Raw genomic sequence first — 17,249 nt, 5'->3', positions numbered from 1 at the left:
AGTTATGAATCGAATTAAATGTATAATTTCATATGATGGCACACTATTTAATGGATACCAAGTACAACCTAATCAGAGAACAGTCCAAACAGATTTTGAGAAGGTTCTAACAAAAATGCACAAAGGTAATCCAGTAAGAATCCATGCATCTGGTAGGACAGATACAGGGGTACACGCAGTTGGACAAGTAATTCATTTTGATAGTGAATATGCCCTTCAACCAGAGCAATGGAAAAGAGCATTAAATGCACAATTGCCTAAAGATATTAATGTGAGATATGTAGAGATTGTCGATGATAATTTTCATTCTAGATTTGACGTCGTTCGGAAAGAATACCGTTATTTTATTTGGAATGAAAAAGACGAAAATGTTTTTTCTAGAAACCATCATTATTTTTTTCCTTTTGATCTAAATATTGTTAAAATGCAAGAAGCATTAGATTGCTTACTAGGTACACATGATTTTAGTTCCTTTTGTGCATCAAATACGGATATTAAGGACAAAGTACGTACGATTTATAAAGGAAGTATTAATAAAACAGATCAAGGGATTGTCATCGCTCTTGAAGGAAATGGTTTTCTTTATAATATGGTAAGAATAATTGTTGGAACATTAATTGAAGTAGGGCAAGGAAAGCGTGATGTAAAAAGTGTTAAAAACGCATTATTAGCACGTGATCGAGCCAAGGCTGGCAAGACTTCACCGCCTAATGGGCTGTTTTTATGGAAAGTTGATTATAACAACTAATCCTGGTGTAACATTTGCTTGACATTAGAAGGTATAAAGTTTAATATTAAATACGGTATTGTTTTAAGAACCACGATTAGCCCCGGAACCAGTCGTGTTAAAGATAAACAATAAAAACAATTTTACTTTATGTATATTGTATTAGGAGGAAAATAGAATGCGCACAACTTATATGGCAAAAGCTAGCGAAGTTGAACGTAAGTGGTTCGTTGTAGACGCTGAAGGAAAAACTTTAGGTCGTCTTGCAACTGAAGTAGCTACTTTACTTCGCGGTAAGCACAAACCAACTTTCACACCACACGTTGATACAGGTGATAACGTAATCATCATCAATGCTGAGAAAGTTGAATTAACAGGAAACAAATTAAACAATAAAATTTACTACCGTCATACAATGTATGCTGGTGGTTTAAAAGAGCGTACAGCTTTAGAAATGCGTACTAACTACCCAGTTAAAATGCTTGAGTTAGCTGTTAAAGGTATGCTTCCAAAAGGACGTCTTGGACGTGCTCAAATTAAAAAGTTACACGTGTATGCTGGTAACGAGCATCCACACCAAGCACAAAAACCAGAAGTTTACGAACTTCGCGGATAATTATAAAAGGAGGGCATTCACATGGCACAAGTACAATACTATGGCACAGGACGTCGTAAAAGCTCAGTAGCTCGTGTACGTTTAGTTCCTGGCGAAGGACGCGTTATCATTAACGGTCGTGATTTTGAAGATTACATCCCATTCGCTGCATTAAGAGAAGTTGTTAAACAACCACTTGTTGCAACTGAAACATTAGGTAGCTATGATATTTTAGTAAACGTTAACGGTGGTGGATACACTGGTCAAGCTGGTGCAATTCGTCACGGTATCTCAAGAGCATTATTACAAGTTGATCCTGAATACCGCGGAACTTTAAAACGCGCTGGATTATTAACTCGTGATGCACGTATGAAAGAGCGTAAAAAATACGGTCTTAAAGGTGCACGTAGAGCTCCTCAGTTCTCAAAACGTTAATTTTTATTTATACGTTCAAAACTCCTCTCCACTTTGTGGACAGGAGTTTTTTATTTTGAGGGTTTATTTCATCATGCATAAATTCTGCTATTTTCAATTCTTCTCCCTTACTATACTTCCTTTTCCCTATCTTTCCTTTAATTATGGACAGACTTTTTAATTTTTGTCTGTCTGAAATTATTTCAGAATGAAGGGCTCTATTACACGGGCTTCTTCTTTCTTTTGATCTGTTCAATCCGTTCGACCATTTAACGTTTTTGAAACTTTTTATAATTATTTTAAAAGTCTTTGTAGGTTTTTGTATTGTTTTGTAGGTTTGCATATAGAATTAGTTATGTATTTCATTTATATGTTTGAAAGCGTTAACAAGGGGGATTTATATGAAGAAATTTGGATTAGCTACGCAAATCTTTGTTGCTCTTATATTAGGTATTGTTGTAGGAGCTTTAGTATACGGAAATGAAAAGGCAATATCTTATATTCAACCGATTGGTGATATCTTTATTCATTTAATTAAAATGATCGTTATGCCAATTGTAATTTCAGCTCTTGTAGTAGCTGTAGCAGGTGTAGGGGATATAAAGAAGCTAGGGAAACTTGGAGGAAAAACACTTCTTTATTTTGAAATCATTACGACGATTGCGCTTGGTATTGGAATGCTTGCAGCGAATTTATTCCACCCAGGTAAAGGTGTAGATATGACTCATCTGCAAAAAGGTGATATTTCAGCATATGAACAAACAGCAACTGCAACTCAACAAAGTGGTTTTGCAGAGACAATTGTTCATATTTTCCCGAAAAATGTGTTTGAATCAATGGCACAAGGTGATTTATTGCCGATTATTTTCTTCTCTGTTCTATTTGGTTTAGGAGTAGCAGCGATAGGGGATAAAGGAAAGCCTGTTCTTGGATTTTTTGAAGGCGTATTAGAAGCGATGTTTTGGGTTACAAATCAAGTTATGAAAACCGCTCCGTTTGGGGTTTTCGCGTTAATTGCTGTAACAGTTGCAAAGTTTGGTGTAAGTACTTTATTACCACTTGGTAAACTTGTTTTAGCTGTTTATGTAACTGTTGCATTTTTTGCTATTGTTATTTTAGGTATTAATGCTAAAATGACAGGGACGAATATTTTTACACTTATGAAGATTTTAAAGGAAGAGCTGATTCTTTCTTTTACAACAGCAAGTTCGGAAGCAGTACTTCCAAACATTATGAAAAAAATGGAAGACATGGGTTGTCCAAAAGCAATAGTATCTTTTGTTATACCGACAGGGTACTCGTTTAATTTAACGGGTTCAGCGATTTACCAAGCACTTGCTGCATTATTTGTTGCTCAGATGTACAATATTCACATGTCATTTATGGAGCAGGTAACATTATTATTTGTACTAATGCTTACATCAAAAGGTATGGCTGGTGTCCCTGGTGCATCGTTCGTAGTAGTACTGGCTACACTAGGTTCAATGGGATTACCTTTAGAAGGAATCGCATTAATTGCAGGTATTGATCGTATTTTAGATATGGTTCGTTCTGCAGTAAATGTATTAGGAAACTCGTTAGCAGCCATTACGATGGCGAAATGGGAAGGCGAATACGATAAAGATAAAGCGCAACAATATATTGATTCGATTAAGGAGTCAAAAGTTGCGTAAAGATGGGAGAAAAAACAAATGGCGGCTACTGAAATTAAACCAAACATACGCATTGAAAAAGATTTTTTAGGGGAAAAAGAAATTCCAGCAGATGCCTACTATGGTGTCCAAACATTACGCGCAGTTGAGAATTTTCCTATTACTGGTTATAAAATTCACGAAGAGCTTATTAAAGCTTTAGCAATTGTAAAGAAAGCAGCAGCACTTGCTAACGTAGAAACAAAACGCCTTTATGAGGGAAATGGTAAAGCGATTGCAGAGGCAGCTCAAGAAATTATTGAGGGCAAATGGCATGATCAGTTCATTGTTGATCCGATTCAAGGTGGAGCAGGGACATCAATGAATATGAATGCAAATGAAGTTATTGCAAATCGTGCGCTTGAAATACTAGGTAAAGAAAAAGGTGACTATTTCTGCATTAGTCCAAATACCCATGTAAATATGTCGCAGTCTACAAATGATGCATTCCCAACTGCAATTCATATCGCGACTTTAAATATGTTAGAGAAATTGTTAAACACAATGAATTATATGCGTGATGTATTTGACTTAAAGGCAAAAGAATTTGACCATGTCATTAAAATGGGCCGTACTCACTTGCAAGATGCAGTACCTATTCGTTTAGGACAAGAATTCGAAGCATATTCTCGAGTACTTGGTCGTGATATAAAACGTATCGAACAATCTCGTCAGCACTTATATGAAGTAAATATGGGGGCTACAGCGGTTGGAACAGGTTTAAATGCAGATCCACGCTATATTGAACTAGTTGTTAAGCAACTTGCTGAAATAAGCGGCTTATCACTTGTTGGAGCTGAGCATCTTGTTGATGCTACTCAAAACACTGATGCTTACACAGAAGTATCGGCTGCTCTAAAAGTATGTATGATGAATATGTCTAAAATTGCGAATGATTTACGTTTAATGGCTTCTGGCCCACGTGCAGGTCTTGGTGAAATTTCATTGCCAGCACGTCAACCTGGTTCATCTATTATGCCAGGTAAAGTAAATCCTGTAATGGCAGAAGTTATTAATCAAGTTGCATTCCAAGTAATCGGTAATGATCATACAATTTGTTTAGCATCTGAAGCAGGACAATTAGAATTAAACGTTATGGAGCCAGTTCTTGTATTTAATTTACTTCAATCAATTAACATTATGAATAATGGATTCCGTGCATTTACTGATAATTGTTTAAAAGGAATTGAAGCAAATGAAGACAGAATGAAAGAATATGTAGAAAAAAGCGTTGGTCTAATTACAGCGGTTAATCCACATATCGGTTATGAAGTTGCTGCGAGAATAGCGAGAGAAGCTATTTTAACAGGAAAGCCAATTCGCGAACTTTGCTTAAAATATGATGTATTATCAGAAGATGAGCTTGATTTAATTTTAGATCCATTTGAAATGACTCACCCAGGTATTGCTGGTGCAGTTCTTTTAGAACGTCAATAAATCGGTTAGCCTGCTGATAAACGCTCACTTTCTATGTTGCTTAGCCTGTTTGCGGTGCCTATACCGCCATGTATGTAATTTTAGCACCGCTTCTGGCCTTGCGCATTGAAAGATAATTTGTTTTCAATCAGTCTGACAATTAATTATTACAAAGTAAGGGCGAAAAGCCCTTTTTTGCTTAACTAAAAAAGATAAAAATAAATTAGATAGAAAAGGGATGGGATTATATGCATAAATTCAAGGTAGGTTCGAATGGAGAAGTGGAGACTACCTTGCGTGGTGCCGAATTATTAGGTGTGCCAATGCTTAATAAAGGAGTTGCATTTACTCAAGAGGAACGAAAAGAATTAGGTTTAACAGGATTATTACCGCCTGCTGTACTGACGTTGGAGGAGCAAGCTAAACGTGCTTACGCGCAATTCTCGTCACAACCTACTGATTTGCATAAAAATGTTGCATTATCAGCTTTACATGATCGTAATGAAACTTTATTTTATCGAGTACTAACTGATCACTTACCTGAAATGCTTCCGGTTGTTTATACACCAACAGTTGGTTTAGCAATTCAACGTTATAGTAATGAATATAGAAGACCTCGTGGTTTGTATCTTTCTATTAATGAAGAAGATGGTATTGAACAAGCTTTTGATAATCATGGCGCGAATGCTGATGAGATTGATTTAATCGTTATTACTGACGGTGAAGGAATATTAGGAATTGGTGACTGGGGAGTTGGAGGTATTAATATCGCAATCGGCAAATTAGCGGTATATACTGCTGCGGCAGGTATTGATCCAGCACGAGTATTGCCAGTTGTTTTAGATGTTGGTACTGATCGCGAAGAGCTACTAGATAATCCATTTTATGTTGGAAACCGTCATCCTCGCGTTCGCGATAGCAGATATGATGCGTTCATTGATAAGTTTGTAACGACTGCGGTAGAAAAATTCCCAAATGCATTACTTCATTGGGAGGATTTTAGCTCTAAAAATGCACGAAACATATTAGATAAGTATCGTCACCAAGTTTGTACTTTCAATGATGATATTCAAGGCACAGGAGCTGTATCACTTGCAGCTGTATTAGCAGCAGTGAATGCTTCTGGTATTCCATTAAGTGAACATCGTGTAGTTGTATTCGGTTCAGGAGCGGCTGGTATTGGAATCGCAGATCAAGTACGTGATGCAATGGTACGTGAAGGCCTTTCATTTGAATTAGCAAACCGCAGATTCTGGTGTATTGACCGAAATGGATTGCTTGCAGAGGATATGGAAGGGTTGTTCGACTTCCAACAACCGTATGCACGCCCAATCGAGGAAAATAATTCAGGTGCAAGCCTAGCAGAAGTTGTAAGCCAAGTTCATCCTACGATTTTAATTGGTACTTCAACTGTTGCTGGTGCTTTCACAGAAGAGATTGTAAAAGATATGGCAGCACATGTTGAAAGACCTGTAATTTTACCGATGTCCAATCCTACACCACTTGCAGAAGCAAAACCTTCTGATTTAATTAAGTGGACTGAAGGAAGAGCATTGGTAGCAACAGGAAGTCCATTTGCTCCAGTAACATATAACAAAACGGTTTATGTAATTGGTCAATCAAATAACGCGCTAATTTTCCCTGGCTTAGGACTTGGAACAAATGTATCACGCGCTAGTATTATTACTGATGGTATGTTTGCAGCGGCTGCAGAAGCTGTAGCGGAAATGATCGATGTAAGTAAATTAGGTGCACCTTTACTTCCTCAAATCGAGAATCTACGAACTATTTCTGAAGTAGTTGCGATTGAAGTAGCAAAAGCAGCAGTTGCTGATGGGGTAGCTCGAGTAGTGCACGACGATATTGAGCAAGCTGTACGAAACGCAATGTGGGAGCCTGCATATCGTCCGATGAAAGCTACAAAAGAATTGGTCACTATATAAAAATAAAAAATACAGCTTGTATTATCAAGCTGTATTTTCTTATGAAATTTAGTAGTATGGAGGATCATTGTGTTCATAACAACAAGGCGATATACTAGTAGCAAAAATCAGGAAGTGGCGGATTTGAAATCAAAAGGACTGCAAGGTAAAGATTTCTGGATTGTTATTGCACTTATGGTTATAGTTCCAATAGCGGGTGAACTAAACTTTCATCCATTTGATAATATATTTCGCGTTAGTTTTGGAACCCCAATTTTTTTCTTTTCTTTATTGTATTTTAGGAATTATCATTCTGTTTTAATAGGGCTGTTAATAGGCATGTCTGTCTTTGTATTCCGTGTTGGACTAGATTGGTTAGTTTTGACCGATTTTAATCTTGATTCATCTTTTACGGTTAGATTTCCTACGTTCTTATATTATTTTTCATATTCCGTCTTCTTTTATTTACTGAAGGTGAATCGAAATCAGCATCCTTTACTAATAGGAATCTTCGGTATTACGATTGAAATCACTTCTAGTTTAATCGAATTAATACTTCAACTATATGGAATGGGTTCTTCACTTACAGTCGAAGAGTTAAACAAAATTATTATTATTGCGGTGTTTAGAAGCTTCTTTGTATTAGCGTTTATCAATATGATGAAACTTTACGAGCTAAAACTGAAGGAATCACAAACTCGTAAAGAAAATGAAAATATGCTGATGCATTTATCCAATTTGTATGTAGAGTCTGTTTATTTGAAAAAGACATTACAAAATGCTGAAACAATAACAAAAGAATCCTACAATTTATATCGAGACATGAGTAAGTACAAGCAGGATTTAGGAGTTCCCATTGAAAAATGGGGGAGCAAATCTTTAAGAATTGCAGGAGAGGTACATGAAATAAAAAAGGATAACCAAAGAATTTTTGCTGGACTTTCTAAACTTATTACAAGTGAAAGTTTGCCTGAATATATGAGTGTAAATGATTTAGTGACAATGGTGATCCGAATTAATCAAAAATATGCAGGCATGCTAGGAAAGAAAATTGAGTTTATTTCTGAAATAAAGGGACAACATCCGCATTATCATATCTATCTAATGCTATCGTTTATTAATAATTTAGTTGCGAACGCAGTTGAAGCTATAGAACATAAAGGGACGATTCTCTTATCAATAGAAAGAGTTGAAGATTGGATTGAATGTAAGGTTATTGATAATGGACCTGGAGTTCCTTCAAAAAATATGAAGCTTATTTTTAAACCTGGGTTTACTTCTAAATATAGCGATGATGGAACCCCATCTACAGGAATCGGTTTATCCTATATCAAAGAAATGGCAGAAGAACTAGGAGGAGAAGTTATTCTCAATCAAAAAGAGAGTGAATGTATTTTTACGATTCGACTACCAATTGGAGCTCTCGTCTTAGAAAGGATGAATTTATGAACTTTTATATCACAGATGATGATGAAGTCTTCCGATCGATGTTATCACAAATCATAGAGGATGAAGAATTAGGTGAAGTTGTTGGTGAGGCGGAAGACGGCTTTTATTTAGATGCAAATATGCTTGAAATAAATCACGTTGATATATTATTTATCGATTTATTAATGCCTCTTCAGGACGGTATAGAAACAATACGGAGAATGGGATCTTCATTCAAAGGGAAAATGATTATGATTTCTCAAGTCGAGTCTAAAGAATTAATTGGAGAAGCTTATTCTCTCGGTATTGAATATTACATTACTAAGCCATTGAACAAAATTGAAGTGATATCGGTTGTTAGAAAGGTCTTGGAGCGGATTCGACTAGAGCGTTCGATTTTTGATATTCAAAAGTCATTAAGTAATGTTTTTGATGTAAATTCAATCAATCAACATAATCCAGTGTCTGATAAAAAGAAAATTACGGATTGGGGACAGGTTCTATTATCTGAACTTGGCATAGCTGGAGAAAATGGGAGCAAAGACTTGCTTGATATGCTCAATTATCTATATGAATATGAATCGAATTTTGGTTTAGAGGCAGGATTTCCTACATTAAAGGATATATACACTCACATTAGTTTGAAAAAGCTAGGGATAGTTAATTCTCAAGAAGACGTTGAGCGGGAAAGGAAATCATCAGAACAACGAGTTCGTAGAGCAATTTATCAATCATTAAACCATATGGCATCAATAGGACTAACAGATTTTGCGAACCCTAAATTTGAAAATTATGCTTCAAAGTTTTTTGATTTTGAAACAGTTCGTCAAAGAATGAGTGAATTGAAGCAAGCATCCTTGACTTCATCAACACATACTCGCATTAATGCAAAGAAATTTATACAAGTTTTATACTTTGAATCGAAACAGCTTTTAGTTGAAAGATATTAACAATAAATTTTATAGGCCCTCAGGGCGCTTTTGCTGAGGGCCTTTTCGTATGAGAATACTTTCTGGAATAAACTAAATAGTATGCTCATATTTTAGAATGACGAAAAATTAAAAAACTCTAATAATTCATTCTCAAATTGAAGCATAGATGATTTTTAAAAGAATAAAATAATATACCTTAATAAATTATACCTATGGCCATCTACGTTAGGGGTGATGTACATTGGGCTTAATCGACTGGATAATGGGCAAGATGAATTTTCAATCAAGTACTAGTTCTTTTGAATTATTAAATGATGAAGGGGATGGCCAATTAACATTAGGCGATACATTATTTAAGAATGATGTGATCAGGGCATGTATTAGACCTAAAGCCAATGCAATTGGAAAACTAAAAGTAACGCATGTCAGAGAAAATAATAGAGAATGCAAGATTAACCCTGATCCATGGGTTTATAATGTACTGCAAGAACCAAATCCATTTATGTCTAGGCAATTACTTTTAGAGAAAATGGTAACTCAGCTTGATCTAAACAGTAATGCGTTTGCATTTATAAAGCGAAATGATTTTGGTTATCCTACTGCTATTTTTCCTATTCCTTGTACGAAAGTTGAAGTCCTCGAAAATAATCAAGGTTTGATCTTTTTAAAATTCACATTCAAAACCAAAAATGTACTAATTTTACCTTATAGCGATATCATTCATTTAAGACAAGATTTTAATAGTAATGATCTATTTGGTACGCCACCATATGATCCCTTACTTCCTTTATTAGAAGTGATTGATTCTGTAGATGACAGTATCGTCAATAACGTAAGTAACAATCGTTTTATGAATTGGTTATTGAACTTTAAGGAAGTACTAGATCAAGAAGACATGATTAAGAATACGAATGAATTTGTAAACAATTATATGAAATATACAGGAGACGGTGTAAAAGCAGGTTTTTCAGAGCCAACTTACACTTTACAACAAGTACCTACAAGTAATTATGCTCCAGAAGCACAAAGAACAAGTGATGCAATCAAAAGAATCTATAGTTTTTTTAATACGAACGAAAACATCGTTCAAAGTACATTTAATGAGGATCAGTGGAATTCGTATAATGAAGCTGTTATTAATCCTTTAGTCATTCAGCTAAATAATGAATTTACACGTAAATTCTTCACTCCAGCGGAACGGAAAAATGGTAATCGGATCGTTTTTGAAGCATCTAACTTAGAATTTGCATCAATCGCAACAAAATTAGCATTTTCAGTTATGGTAGAACGAGCTTCCTTAACTCCTAATGAATGGCGTTCCTTAATGGGAATCGGACCAATCCAAAGAGGAGATATGCCACTTCTGAAAACTGATACAGCACCAATCGACCAAAAAGAAAGAGATAGAGAATTTGAATTACGTGTTGAAAGAGAAAAGAAACGCGAAGAAGAAATTGAAAGACGCAGACAAGAGTGTTTAGAAGAATGCAAAGAAGAATGCAAAGAATTTAAAGAATTTTGTAAGGAACAACAGAAGAAACTTTTAGAAAAACTAGAATCTGACGACAAAAGTAATTAATAACCAAAAATAAAGCTTTTAACTAATTATTAGTTAGGCTTTTTTTTTTTTCAATTAGATAGTTAGCATTGGTTAGATAGACAGGATACTTGTCCGAACACTTTTTCCATTGGTTCATATAGTAAAGTAAAAGCTAATATTAAACCAATTTATGGAGTTGTTTATATGTTTGAAAAAGATGCGATTATTACCCTATTAGGTAGTTCTGGCGGAGTGGCAAAGGCAGTACTTTCTATATTTAATAAAGCGGCAAAGGATCCAAAAGATCCGATCCATCAGATAATGAAAAATGCCAGGTTTCATTTAATTGATTTGAAACAGAGAGAATTAACTTATTTTGAAAGGATTATCCCTAACCTAATAGAAAACGTTACATTTCATGAAATGAATGTTAATAATATTGATTTAATGAAAAAACATCTCATAGAGAGTAATACAGTTATTGTAGTTGATGTGTCTAGAGCGGATTCTGTTGAAATGTTGCGCTGTTGTAATGAGTTTGGTGTGAAGTATGTCAACACAGCTTTAGAAAGTGAAATAGTTGATGATGATGAAAGTATTAGTTCTGGGTTTCCACTTAAAGAACGCTTACGTATCTTCGAGGAAAATAAACGAAAGTTTAAAAATACTACAGCAATTATTGGTTCAGGAATGAATCCTGGAATTGTGCAATGGATGGCAATCGATTTAATGAACCAATTCCCTTCCGAAAAACCTCTTGCATGTTACATTGTTGAACATGATAATTCTTTTTATGAAAACCCTTCAATAGCTCAAAAAGAAACAATTTACACTACATGGTCCCCAGATTGCTTCCTAGAAGAGGCAGTCACAAGCTTTCCTATGTTTGTTAAACAAAATATTCCAATTTTCTTGTATGATGATGTCTATTCTGTTGAATTTAAAGTAACGTTGGGGGAAAAAGTCTTTTATGGTTGTCTTATGCCACATGAAGAAGTATTTATTATTGGCAAATTGTTCAACTTAGAGAGTGGTTTTGTGTATCGTGTTAATGAGCATACAACAAATCTAATTAAAAATAATTTAAAAAACACTGACGAAATATTGGGTTTTGATAAAAAGCTTCTAGATCCTTCAACAGCTCCATTAGTAGGAGAGGACGTAGTTGGAGTTTTACTTGTGTACGAAGATAAAGAGCGCTATATCTATAATGTTATGAACAATAAAGATTCATTCGCTAATTACGGTACAAATGCAACCTATCTTCAAGTTGCGTGCGGAGTTTATGCAGGAGTTGCAAGTTTATTATTGGATACAGTAGTAAAAGGTGCCTACTTTGTTGATGAGTTAGTATTAAATACAAATAGTAAATATGGAGAGTATTTAAAATATCATATGACTCAGTTTGTATATGGAGAAAATGAAAAAAGTGATGGATTACTTTTACAAAGAATGAAATCATTCGATAATTAAAATACGAAAGAGGGGGAGAAAGTTTTGATTCCCCTCTTTTTTATTTTATTTAAGTACGGGTAGACCTTTGTAAGTCTTAAAAAAATGCGTTTTCAATTCAAAATTAATACAATTTTTCTATTATATAAAATCGGTGTTTTTTATGAAAATTATTATTTTTTTATGGAAGAAATTAAGTATGTAGTTTTTGAATGAAGCACCCCTTTTCGTCTTAGACTATGGCTACGGGGAGGTTTCATCATGAATCTTATAACAAATTTCCGAGAAAAAAGAAGAGCAAAGCAAATTACATTTGAAAAAAGCTTATTAAAAGAACTAAAAATAATGCAATTAAAAGCCCAATTAAAGGATTCGTTTTCCTACTGTATAGACGCAGACATTAACCAAAGAAAAGCAAGAGAAGATTACTGTTTAGAGTTAGCGGTAGAAACATACCTATTGGGTGCAAGATATAGCCGATTTGGTTTTTATGGTGAACCAATTGAGAATGTAAAAAGAAGATCAGCTAAAGAATCTGAATGGTTAGCTTATTTATTTTATTCTTCTGTATTTGGCCGTAAGGATGATATTCAAACAGAACCGTTTGACCGATGTAAATCTTTTTTAAATAATTGGTGGTTAGATGGATATGTAAAAGGAGAAAGAAGACATAGACTTCGTTTATCAAAGTAAGTCATATTCTTCCTAGTTGTCCCATATATTTTTTATAGGACAATCAGGGGGAGAAAAAATGAAAAGATGGCATTTAATCGTTATCATTGTAACCTTTGTTTTTTTGATTTTGAGTATACCTTTATTACAAAAAACTTCAAAGACCTGGAATTTTAGAGGACTACCTCTAGATGGAAAAGTGATTGTTTTGGATGCTGGACATGGCGGACCAGATGGAGGTGCTTCAGGTGGAGATGTTATTGAAAAAGTTGTTGCTCTATCAATAACAAACAAACTGAGGGATTATTTACAAGGTCAAGGTGCAACGGTTATTATGACAAGAGATGGAGATTACGATCTAGCAGAGGATGGAATGAAAGGATATAGTAGAAGAAAAAGCGTTGATTTAAGGAAAAGGGTAGAAATTATTAATGGATCGAACGCAGACCTATACATATCAATTCATTTAAACTCCTTACCAAGAACATCTTCAAAAGGTGCACAAACATTCTTTTATGGTTCATTAATTGAAAATGAGCGATTTGCAAAATACGTCCAAGCTGAGTTAAGGGAAAGTTTAAATAATACTCATCGATTAGCGAAAATTATTAATCATGTTTATTTGATGAAATATGCCAAAGTACCAGGTGCACTTGTAGAAGTTGGCTTTTTATCAAATTATGAAGAAAGTCAGCAGTTAAGAGATGAAGAATATCAAGATAAGCTAGCTGCAGCTATATATAGAGGGGTTATTAGATATTATACAGATAAAAATGAACCCCCGAATTAATCGGTGTTTCAAACTATTGACAAACGCTCGCTTTCTTCGTTACTTCGTCTGTTTACGGTGCTCATTACCGTCTAGGGTAACTCCGCTCCGCACAGACTTCGTGCCTTGAAAGACAAACGTTTTCAATTAGTTTGAAAATCATATTTTTTGGACTTCGTCTACGTAAAGAAACCGCCGAATTAATCGGTGTTTCAAACTATTGGCAAACGCTCGCTTTCTTCGTTACTTCGTCTTGTTTACGGTGCTCATTACCGTTTAGGTTTCAATTAATTTGAATATCATATTTTTTGGACTTCGTCTATGATAAGGAACCGCCGAATTATTCGGTGGTTTTCATTTTTACTAACTAATTAATGTTACTTAAGACTAACTATGATACATGTGTTATACTATTTAGTATATTAAGATAACGAGGTGTAAATATGCTTACCAATGAACAAGTATTATCACTTTTAGGTACAATTAATGAGCCATTTTTAAATAAATCATTAGCAGAATTAGATGCTGTTAAAGAAATATCGATAAAAGAAGAGAAGAAACATGTAAGCGTTAAAATTGCATTGTTGAAAACGGGCACAGCTGAACAAATGCAAATTCAAACACAAATTGTTCAGTTATTAAAGCAAAATGGTGCTGATACAGTTGGAATTCGATTTACTGAATTTCCAGAAGAAGAAAAAGGTCAGTTTATTGAAGACAATGAAGAAAACTCAACACTTTCACTATTAGATAATAAAAAAGTACAATTTTTAGCGATCGCAAGTGGAAAAGGTGGAGTAGGAAAATCAACTGTTTCTGTAAACTTAGCTGTTTCTCTAGCAAGATTAGGTAAAAAAGTAGGTATAATTGATGCTGATATTTATGGCTTTAGTGTACCGGATATGATGGGGATTACGACAAGACCTGTGATCAGGGGTGAGCGTATCATTCCAGTCGATCGTTTTGGCGTAAAGGTTATTTCAATGGGATTCTTTGTAGAAGATAATTCACCAATTATTTGGAGAGGTCCAATGCTTGGTAAAATGCTACAACAGTTTTTCACAGAAGTTGAATGGGGAGATTTAGACTATTTATTACTAGATTTACCACCAGGTACTGGAGATGTAGCGTTAGACGTTCATAGCATGTTACCATCTTGTAAGGAAATAATTGTTACAACACCACATCCAACAGCTTCAATTGTTGCGGCTAGAGCGGGAGTAATGGCATTAAAAACAAATCATGAAATTATTGGTGTTGTAGAAAACATGAGTTATTTTGAAAGTAAAAAAACTGGCGAAAAAGAGTATGTTTTTGGTAAAGGTGGAGGAGAAAGGCTTGCAAAAGAGCTTCAAACAACTCTATTAGGACAATTACCTTTACAGCAGCCTGATTGGGATGAAGAGGACTTTGCTCCTTCAATATATGATAAAGATCACCCAACTGGTAAAATCTATACGTCGATTGCTGAGCAAGTAGTCGAAAAAATCGTATTAAATAAATAATAAACAATACCCTTTTAATTTGTATGCTTGTTTTTTGTTAGCATTAGTTATACGATAACCATTGCTAATATTTAGACATGAATTAAATTATTAGGGTATTTATATTGATTAAATAGTTAATAAAGTTTTATATGAATCGTTAATTTAAGAAGAAAATCAGAAGCTTTGTGAAAACGGGGGATTAAGAAACGAATGACGAGTCGGAAATTGGTTCGATTATTTTTAACAACATTACTAGTTGGTGGAATCGCAACAATCTTAACGGGTATTCTTTATGGGTATAAAGAGTATTTTGGTTATGTTCAAGATGGTAGATTTATTAAACTTCTAGTAGAAGTATCATTTTTATTTATATTAGGATTAGTATTCAGTGCAGTAAGTCAGATGGGATTCTTTGCATATTTGACAATACATAGATTCGGATTAGGCTTATTTAAGTCATTATGGAATACAGTTCAAATTGTATTAATCATATTAGCTCTATTTGATTTAGCTTATTTTCGATTTAAAGAGTATGCGCATGGAGAAGCTTTTACTGTCTATTTAATATTCCCAATAGTGCTTTTAGTAGGTAGTTTGATTGTTTCTTATATAAAAATGAAAGAAACAAACAAAGGGGCGTTTATTCCAGCACTATTTTTTATGATTGTCGTTACAATCGTTGAATGGGTTCCTGCATTAAGACAGAATGATCTTTCGTGGTTAATTCTAATGTTAGTACCGTTATTTATTTGTAATGCGTATCAGTTATTAACGCTACACAAAATACTAAAAAGCTAAGAGAAATATCTCTTAGCTTTTTTATTTTACAATTTTAATATTTGTTTTAGTATTAGATATCATTTGAGAAACTGTTATGTTTTTATATCCTTCTTCTTTTAAGTAGGACCAAATTAATGGCAATGCTTTTGGCGTTTGAAGTGCCGAATCACTTGCATGAAGCAAAATGATGTCGCCCGGATCAGTATTATTTTCTACGCTTTTAACAATTTTATTTGTTCCAGGATTTCTCCAGTCTTCAGTATTAACACTCCAATGAATTACAGAAAGATTGTTCCGTGCAGCAAGTTTTATAACTTCTTTATTATATTGACCATTTGGTGGTCTAAATAACTTAACGTCTTTTACGCCTAGACGATTAAATACTTCTGCTGAATTATTTAAATCTCTTTGCATTTCAACTGGAGTTAGCTGGGTGTAGCTTTTATATCGATACCCAAGAGTTCCAATCTCGTGACCTTGCTTAACGATTGTTTCAACGATCTCTGGATGTCGCTCTGCCCATGATGCAGATAAGAAAAAAGTGGCATTCGTAATTTTTTGATTTCGTAATACATCCAAAACTTTGAGTACATTTTCATCGCCCCAGCTTATATCAAAAGTAAGAGCTACATTTTTTTGCGAGGCATCACCTTTGTAAATTGCCATTGGCCCTTTGTTGGTTGAAAAAGTTGAAAATGTTTTAGGTGCTTGTATATAAACTAAGCAAGCTGTGAAAAATGCAATAATAGTAATTAAAGAAAAATGCTTTAGTTTCCTTTTTGAAGTGATGTAAAAGTAAAAAAGCATAAAATCGCCTTCTTTCTTGTCCAAGTTCTTATATAAAGGATATGAGATTTAGCAAGCTTGTATGCTATAAAACGAAATGATTAAATGTTTTAAGTATTAGAACAATAAAACTGGGATTTTCTTAAAGACGAAAGTACCATGGAGTGGGAATGATGTTTGGTATACTTCTAAATAAGGAGCATGTATTAGAGATCGAGTCGCTCATAATACGCTCGCTATATGAATTAGATAAAGAGTTATCATCGCATAACTTAAATGAAAGAGTTAAAAATGAAATGATTCTAAAGAAGAAAATCTTATATGAAGTGTATAATAGATTACCGCTGTGAGAGGATTCACTTAAATAATGATGTAGAGTGTAAAAAGTATAATTGCTTTCCATTTTCGCAATTAGTAAGAGGCTTGTTCATTTAGTCCATGAAAAAGATTTTTAAAAAAATCATATTTTGTGTTGACGTTATATTTGAATACGTGGTATATTATTTCTTGTCTTCAACGACAACAAAAACTGATTCAACAAATTAAAAAATAATTTTTAAAAAATGTTGACAGGCTATATTACGAAATGGTAATATTAAAAAGTCGCTTACGGGCGATGAAGTGAACTTTGAAAACTA

At 34.2% G+C, this 17,249-nt stretch carries 17 protein-coding genes; 15 read left to right on the top strand and 2 right to left on the bottom strand.

Features of this window, described 5'->3' with window-relative positions; genetic code table 11:
* Positions 1–4 precede the first annotated feature (4 nt).
* The 3 genes from truA (at position 5) to rpsI (ending at position 1,757) form a co-directional block, all read left to right on the top strand.
* Complete coding sequence (gene truA, locus COJ46_RS22345; RefSeq protein ID WP_098566352.1) at positions 5–748, top strand: tRNA pseudouridine(38-40) synthase TruA; 744 nt, start codon at positions 5–7, stop codon at positions 746–748.
* 157 nt (positions 749–905) lie between these two features.
* Entirely contained in the window at positions 906–1,343 is a 438-nt protein-coding gene (gene rplM / locus COJ46_RS22340; RefSeq protein ID WP_056467502.1) for a 50S ribosomal protein L13, read from the top strand.
* A gap of 21 nt (positions 1,344–1,364) precedes the next feature.
* A complete protein-coding gene (gene rpsI, locus COJ46_RS22335; protein WP_056467505.1) occupies positions 1,365–1,757 on the top strand; it encodes a 30S ribosomal protein S9 in 393 nt (130 codons plus the stop codon).
* Between the two features lie 7 nt (positions 1,758–1,764).
* Here rpsI and COJ46_RS22330 read toward each other — a convergent pair whose 3' ends face one another.
* Positions 1,765–1,992, bottom strand: a complete 228-nt coding sequence (locus COJ46_RS22330; RefSeq protein WP_141540918.1) for a hypothetical protein — start codon at positions 1,990–1,992, stop codon at positions 1,765–1,767.
* A 145-nt stretch (positions 1,993–2,137) separates the two neighbouring features.
* Between COJ46_RS22330 and COJ46_RS22325 the strand changes: the two genes are divergently transcribed.
* The 11 genes from COJ46_RS22325 (at position 2,138) to COJ46_RS22275 (ending at position 15,843) form a co-directional block, all read left to right on the top strand.
* Entirely contained in the window at positions 2,138–3,409 is a 1,272-nt protein-coding gene (locus COJ46_RS22325; protein WP_097978192.1) for a cation:dicarboxylate symporter family transporter, read from the top strand.
* 18 nt (positions 3,410–3,427) lie between these two features.
* Positions 3,428–4,864, top strand: coding sequence for an aspartate ammonia-lyase (aspA, locus tag COJ46_RS22320; protein WP_097978191.1), 1,437 nt, complete (start codon positions 3,428–3,430; stop codon positions 4,862–4,864).
* Positions 4,865–5,091: 227 nt separating this feature from the next.
* Entirely contained in the window at positions 5,092–6,786 is a 1,695-nt protein-coding gene (locus COJ46_RS22315) for an NAD-dependent malic enzyme (RefSeq protein ID WP_141437824.1), read from the top strand.
* A 174-nt stretch (positions 6,787–6,960) separates the two neighbouring features.
* Positions 6,961–8,214 carry an ATP-binding protein gene (locus COJ46_RS22310; RefSeq protein ID WP_097978219.1) on the top strand — a complete coding sequence of 418 codons (1,254 nt, stop codon included), beginning with the start codon at positions 6,961–6,963 and terminating at the stop codon, positions 8,212–8,214.
* Positions 8,211–9,143 (top strand): response regulator, encoded by a 933-nt coding sequence (locus COJ46_RS22305; RefSeq protein ID WP_098566350.1) that lies wholly within the window; start codon positions 8,211–8,213, stop codon positions 9,141–9,143. The genes COJ46_RS22310 and COJ46_RS22305 overlap by 4 nt, the downstream gene beginning before the upstream one ends.
* Positions 9,144–9,366: 223 nt before the next feature.
* The gene (locus COJ46_RS22300) at positions 9,367–10,704 is read left to right on the top strand and encodes a phage portal protein (RefSeq protein WP_098566349.1); all 1,338 of its coding nucleotides are present in this window, start codon (positions 9,367–9,369) and stop codon (positions 10,702–10,704) included.
* A 165-nt stretch (positions 10,705–10,869) separates the two neighbouring features.
* Positions 10,870–12,138, top strand: a complete 1,269-nt coding sequence (locus COJ46_RS22295) for a saccharopine dehydrogenase family protein (RefSeq protein WP_097978187.1) — start codon at positions 10,870–10,872, stop codon at positions 12,136–12,138.
* Between the two features lie 240 nt (positions 12,139–12,378).
* Positions 12,379–12,810 carry a DUF2521 family protein gene (locus tag COJ46_RS22290; RefSeq protein ID WP_088014585.1) on the top strand — a complete coding sequence of 144 codons (432 nt, stop codon included), beginning with the start codon at positions 12,379–12,381 and terminating at the stop codon, positions 12,808–12,810.
* A gap of 58 nt (positions 12,811–12,868) precedes the next feature.
* Positions 12,869–13,579, top strand: coding sequence for an N-acetylmuramoyl-L-alanine amidase CwlD (cwlD, locus tag COJ46_RS22285; RefSeq protein ID WP_056467529.1), 711 nt, complete (start codon positions 12,869–12,871; stop codon positions 13,577–13,579).
* A gap of 422 nt (positions 13,580–14,001) precedes the next feature.
* Positions 14,002–15,063, top strand: a complete 1,062-nt coding sequence (locus COJ46_RS22280) for an Mrp/NBP35 family ATP-binding protein (RefSeq protein ID WP_098566348.1) — start codon at positions 14,002–14,004, stop codon at positions 15,061–15,063.
* A gap of 192 nt (positions 15,064–15,255) precedes the next feature.
* Entirely contained in the window at positions 15,256–15,843 is a 588-nt protein-coding gene (locus COJ46_RS22275) for a KinB-signaling pathway activation protein (protein ID WP_097978185.1), read from the top strand.
* Between the two features lie 21 nt (positions 15,844–15,864).
* Here the strand turns inward: COJ46_RS22275 and pdaB are convergent, their stop codons facing one another.
* A complete protein-coding gene (gene pdaB / locus COJ46_RS22270) occupies positions 15,865–16,632 on the bottom strand; it encodes a polysaccharide deacetylase family sporulation protein PdaB (protein ID WP_098566347.1) in 768 nt (255 codons plus the stop codon).
* A gap of 152 nt (positions 16,633–16,784) precedes the next feature.
* On the opposite strand from pdaB, the gene COJ46_RS24690 reads away from it, so the two are divergent.
* Positions 16,785–16,961 (top strand): hypothetical protein, encoded by a 177-nt coding sequence (locus COJ46_RS24690; protein ID WP_176522633.1) that lies wholly within the window; start codon positions 16,785–16,787, stop codon positions 16,959–16,961.
* The last annotated feature ends 288 nt before the right edge of the window (positions 16,962–17,249 follow it).

The sequence above is a fragment of the Bacillus sp. AFS077874 genome (genome assembly GCF_002566505.1).
GTDB lineage: Bacteria > Bacillota > Bacilli > Bacillales > Bacillaceae_G > Gottfriedia.
Note: the sequence above shows the minus strand (reverse complement) of the source record. Positions and strands in the feature narration are given on the sequence as shown.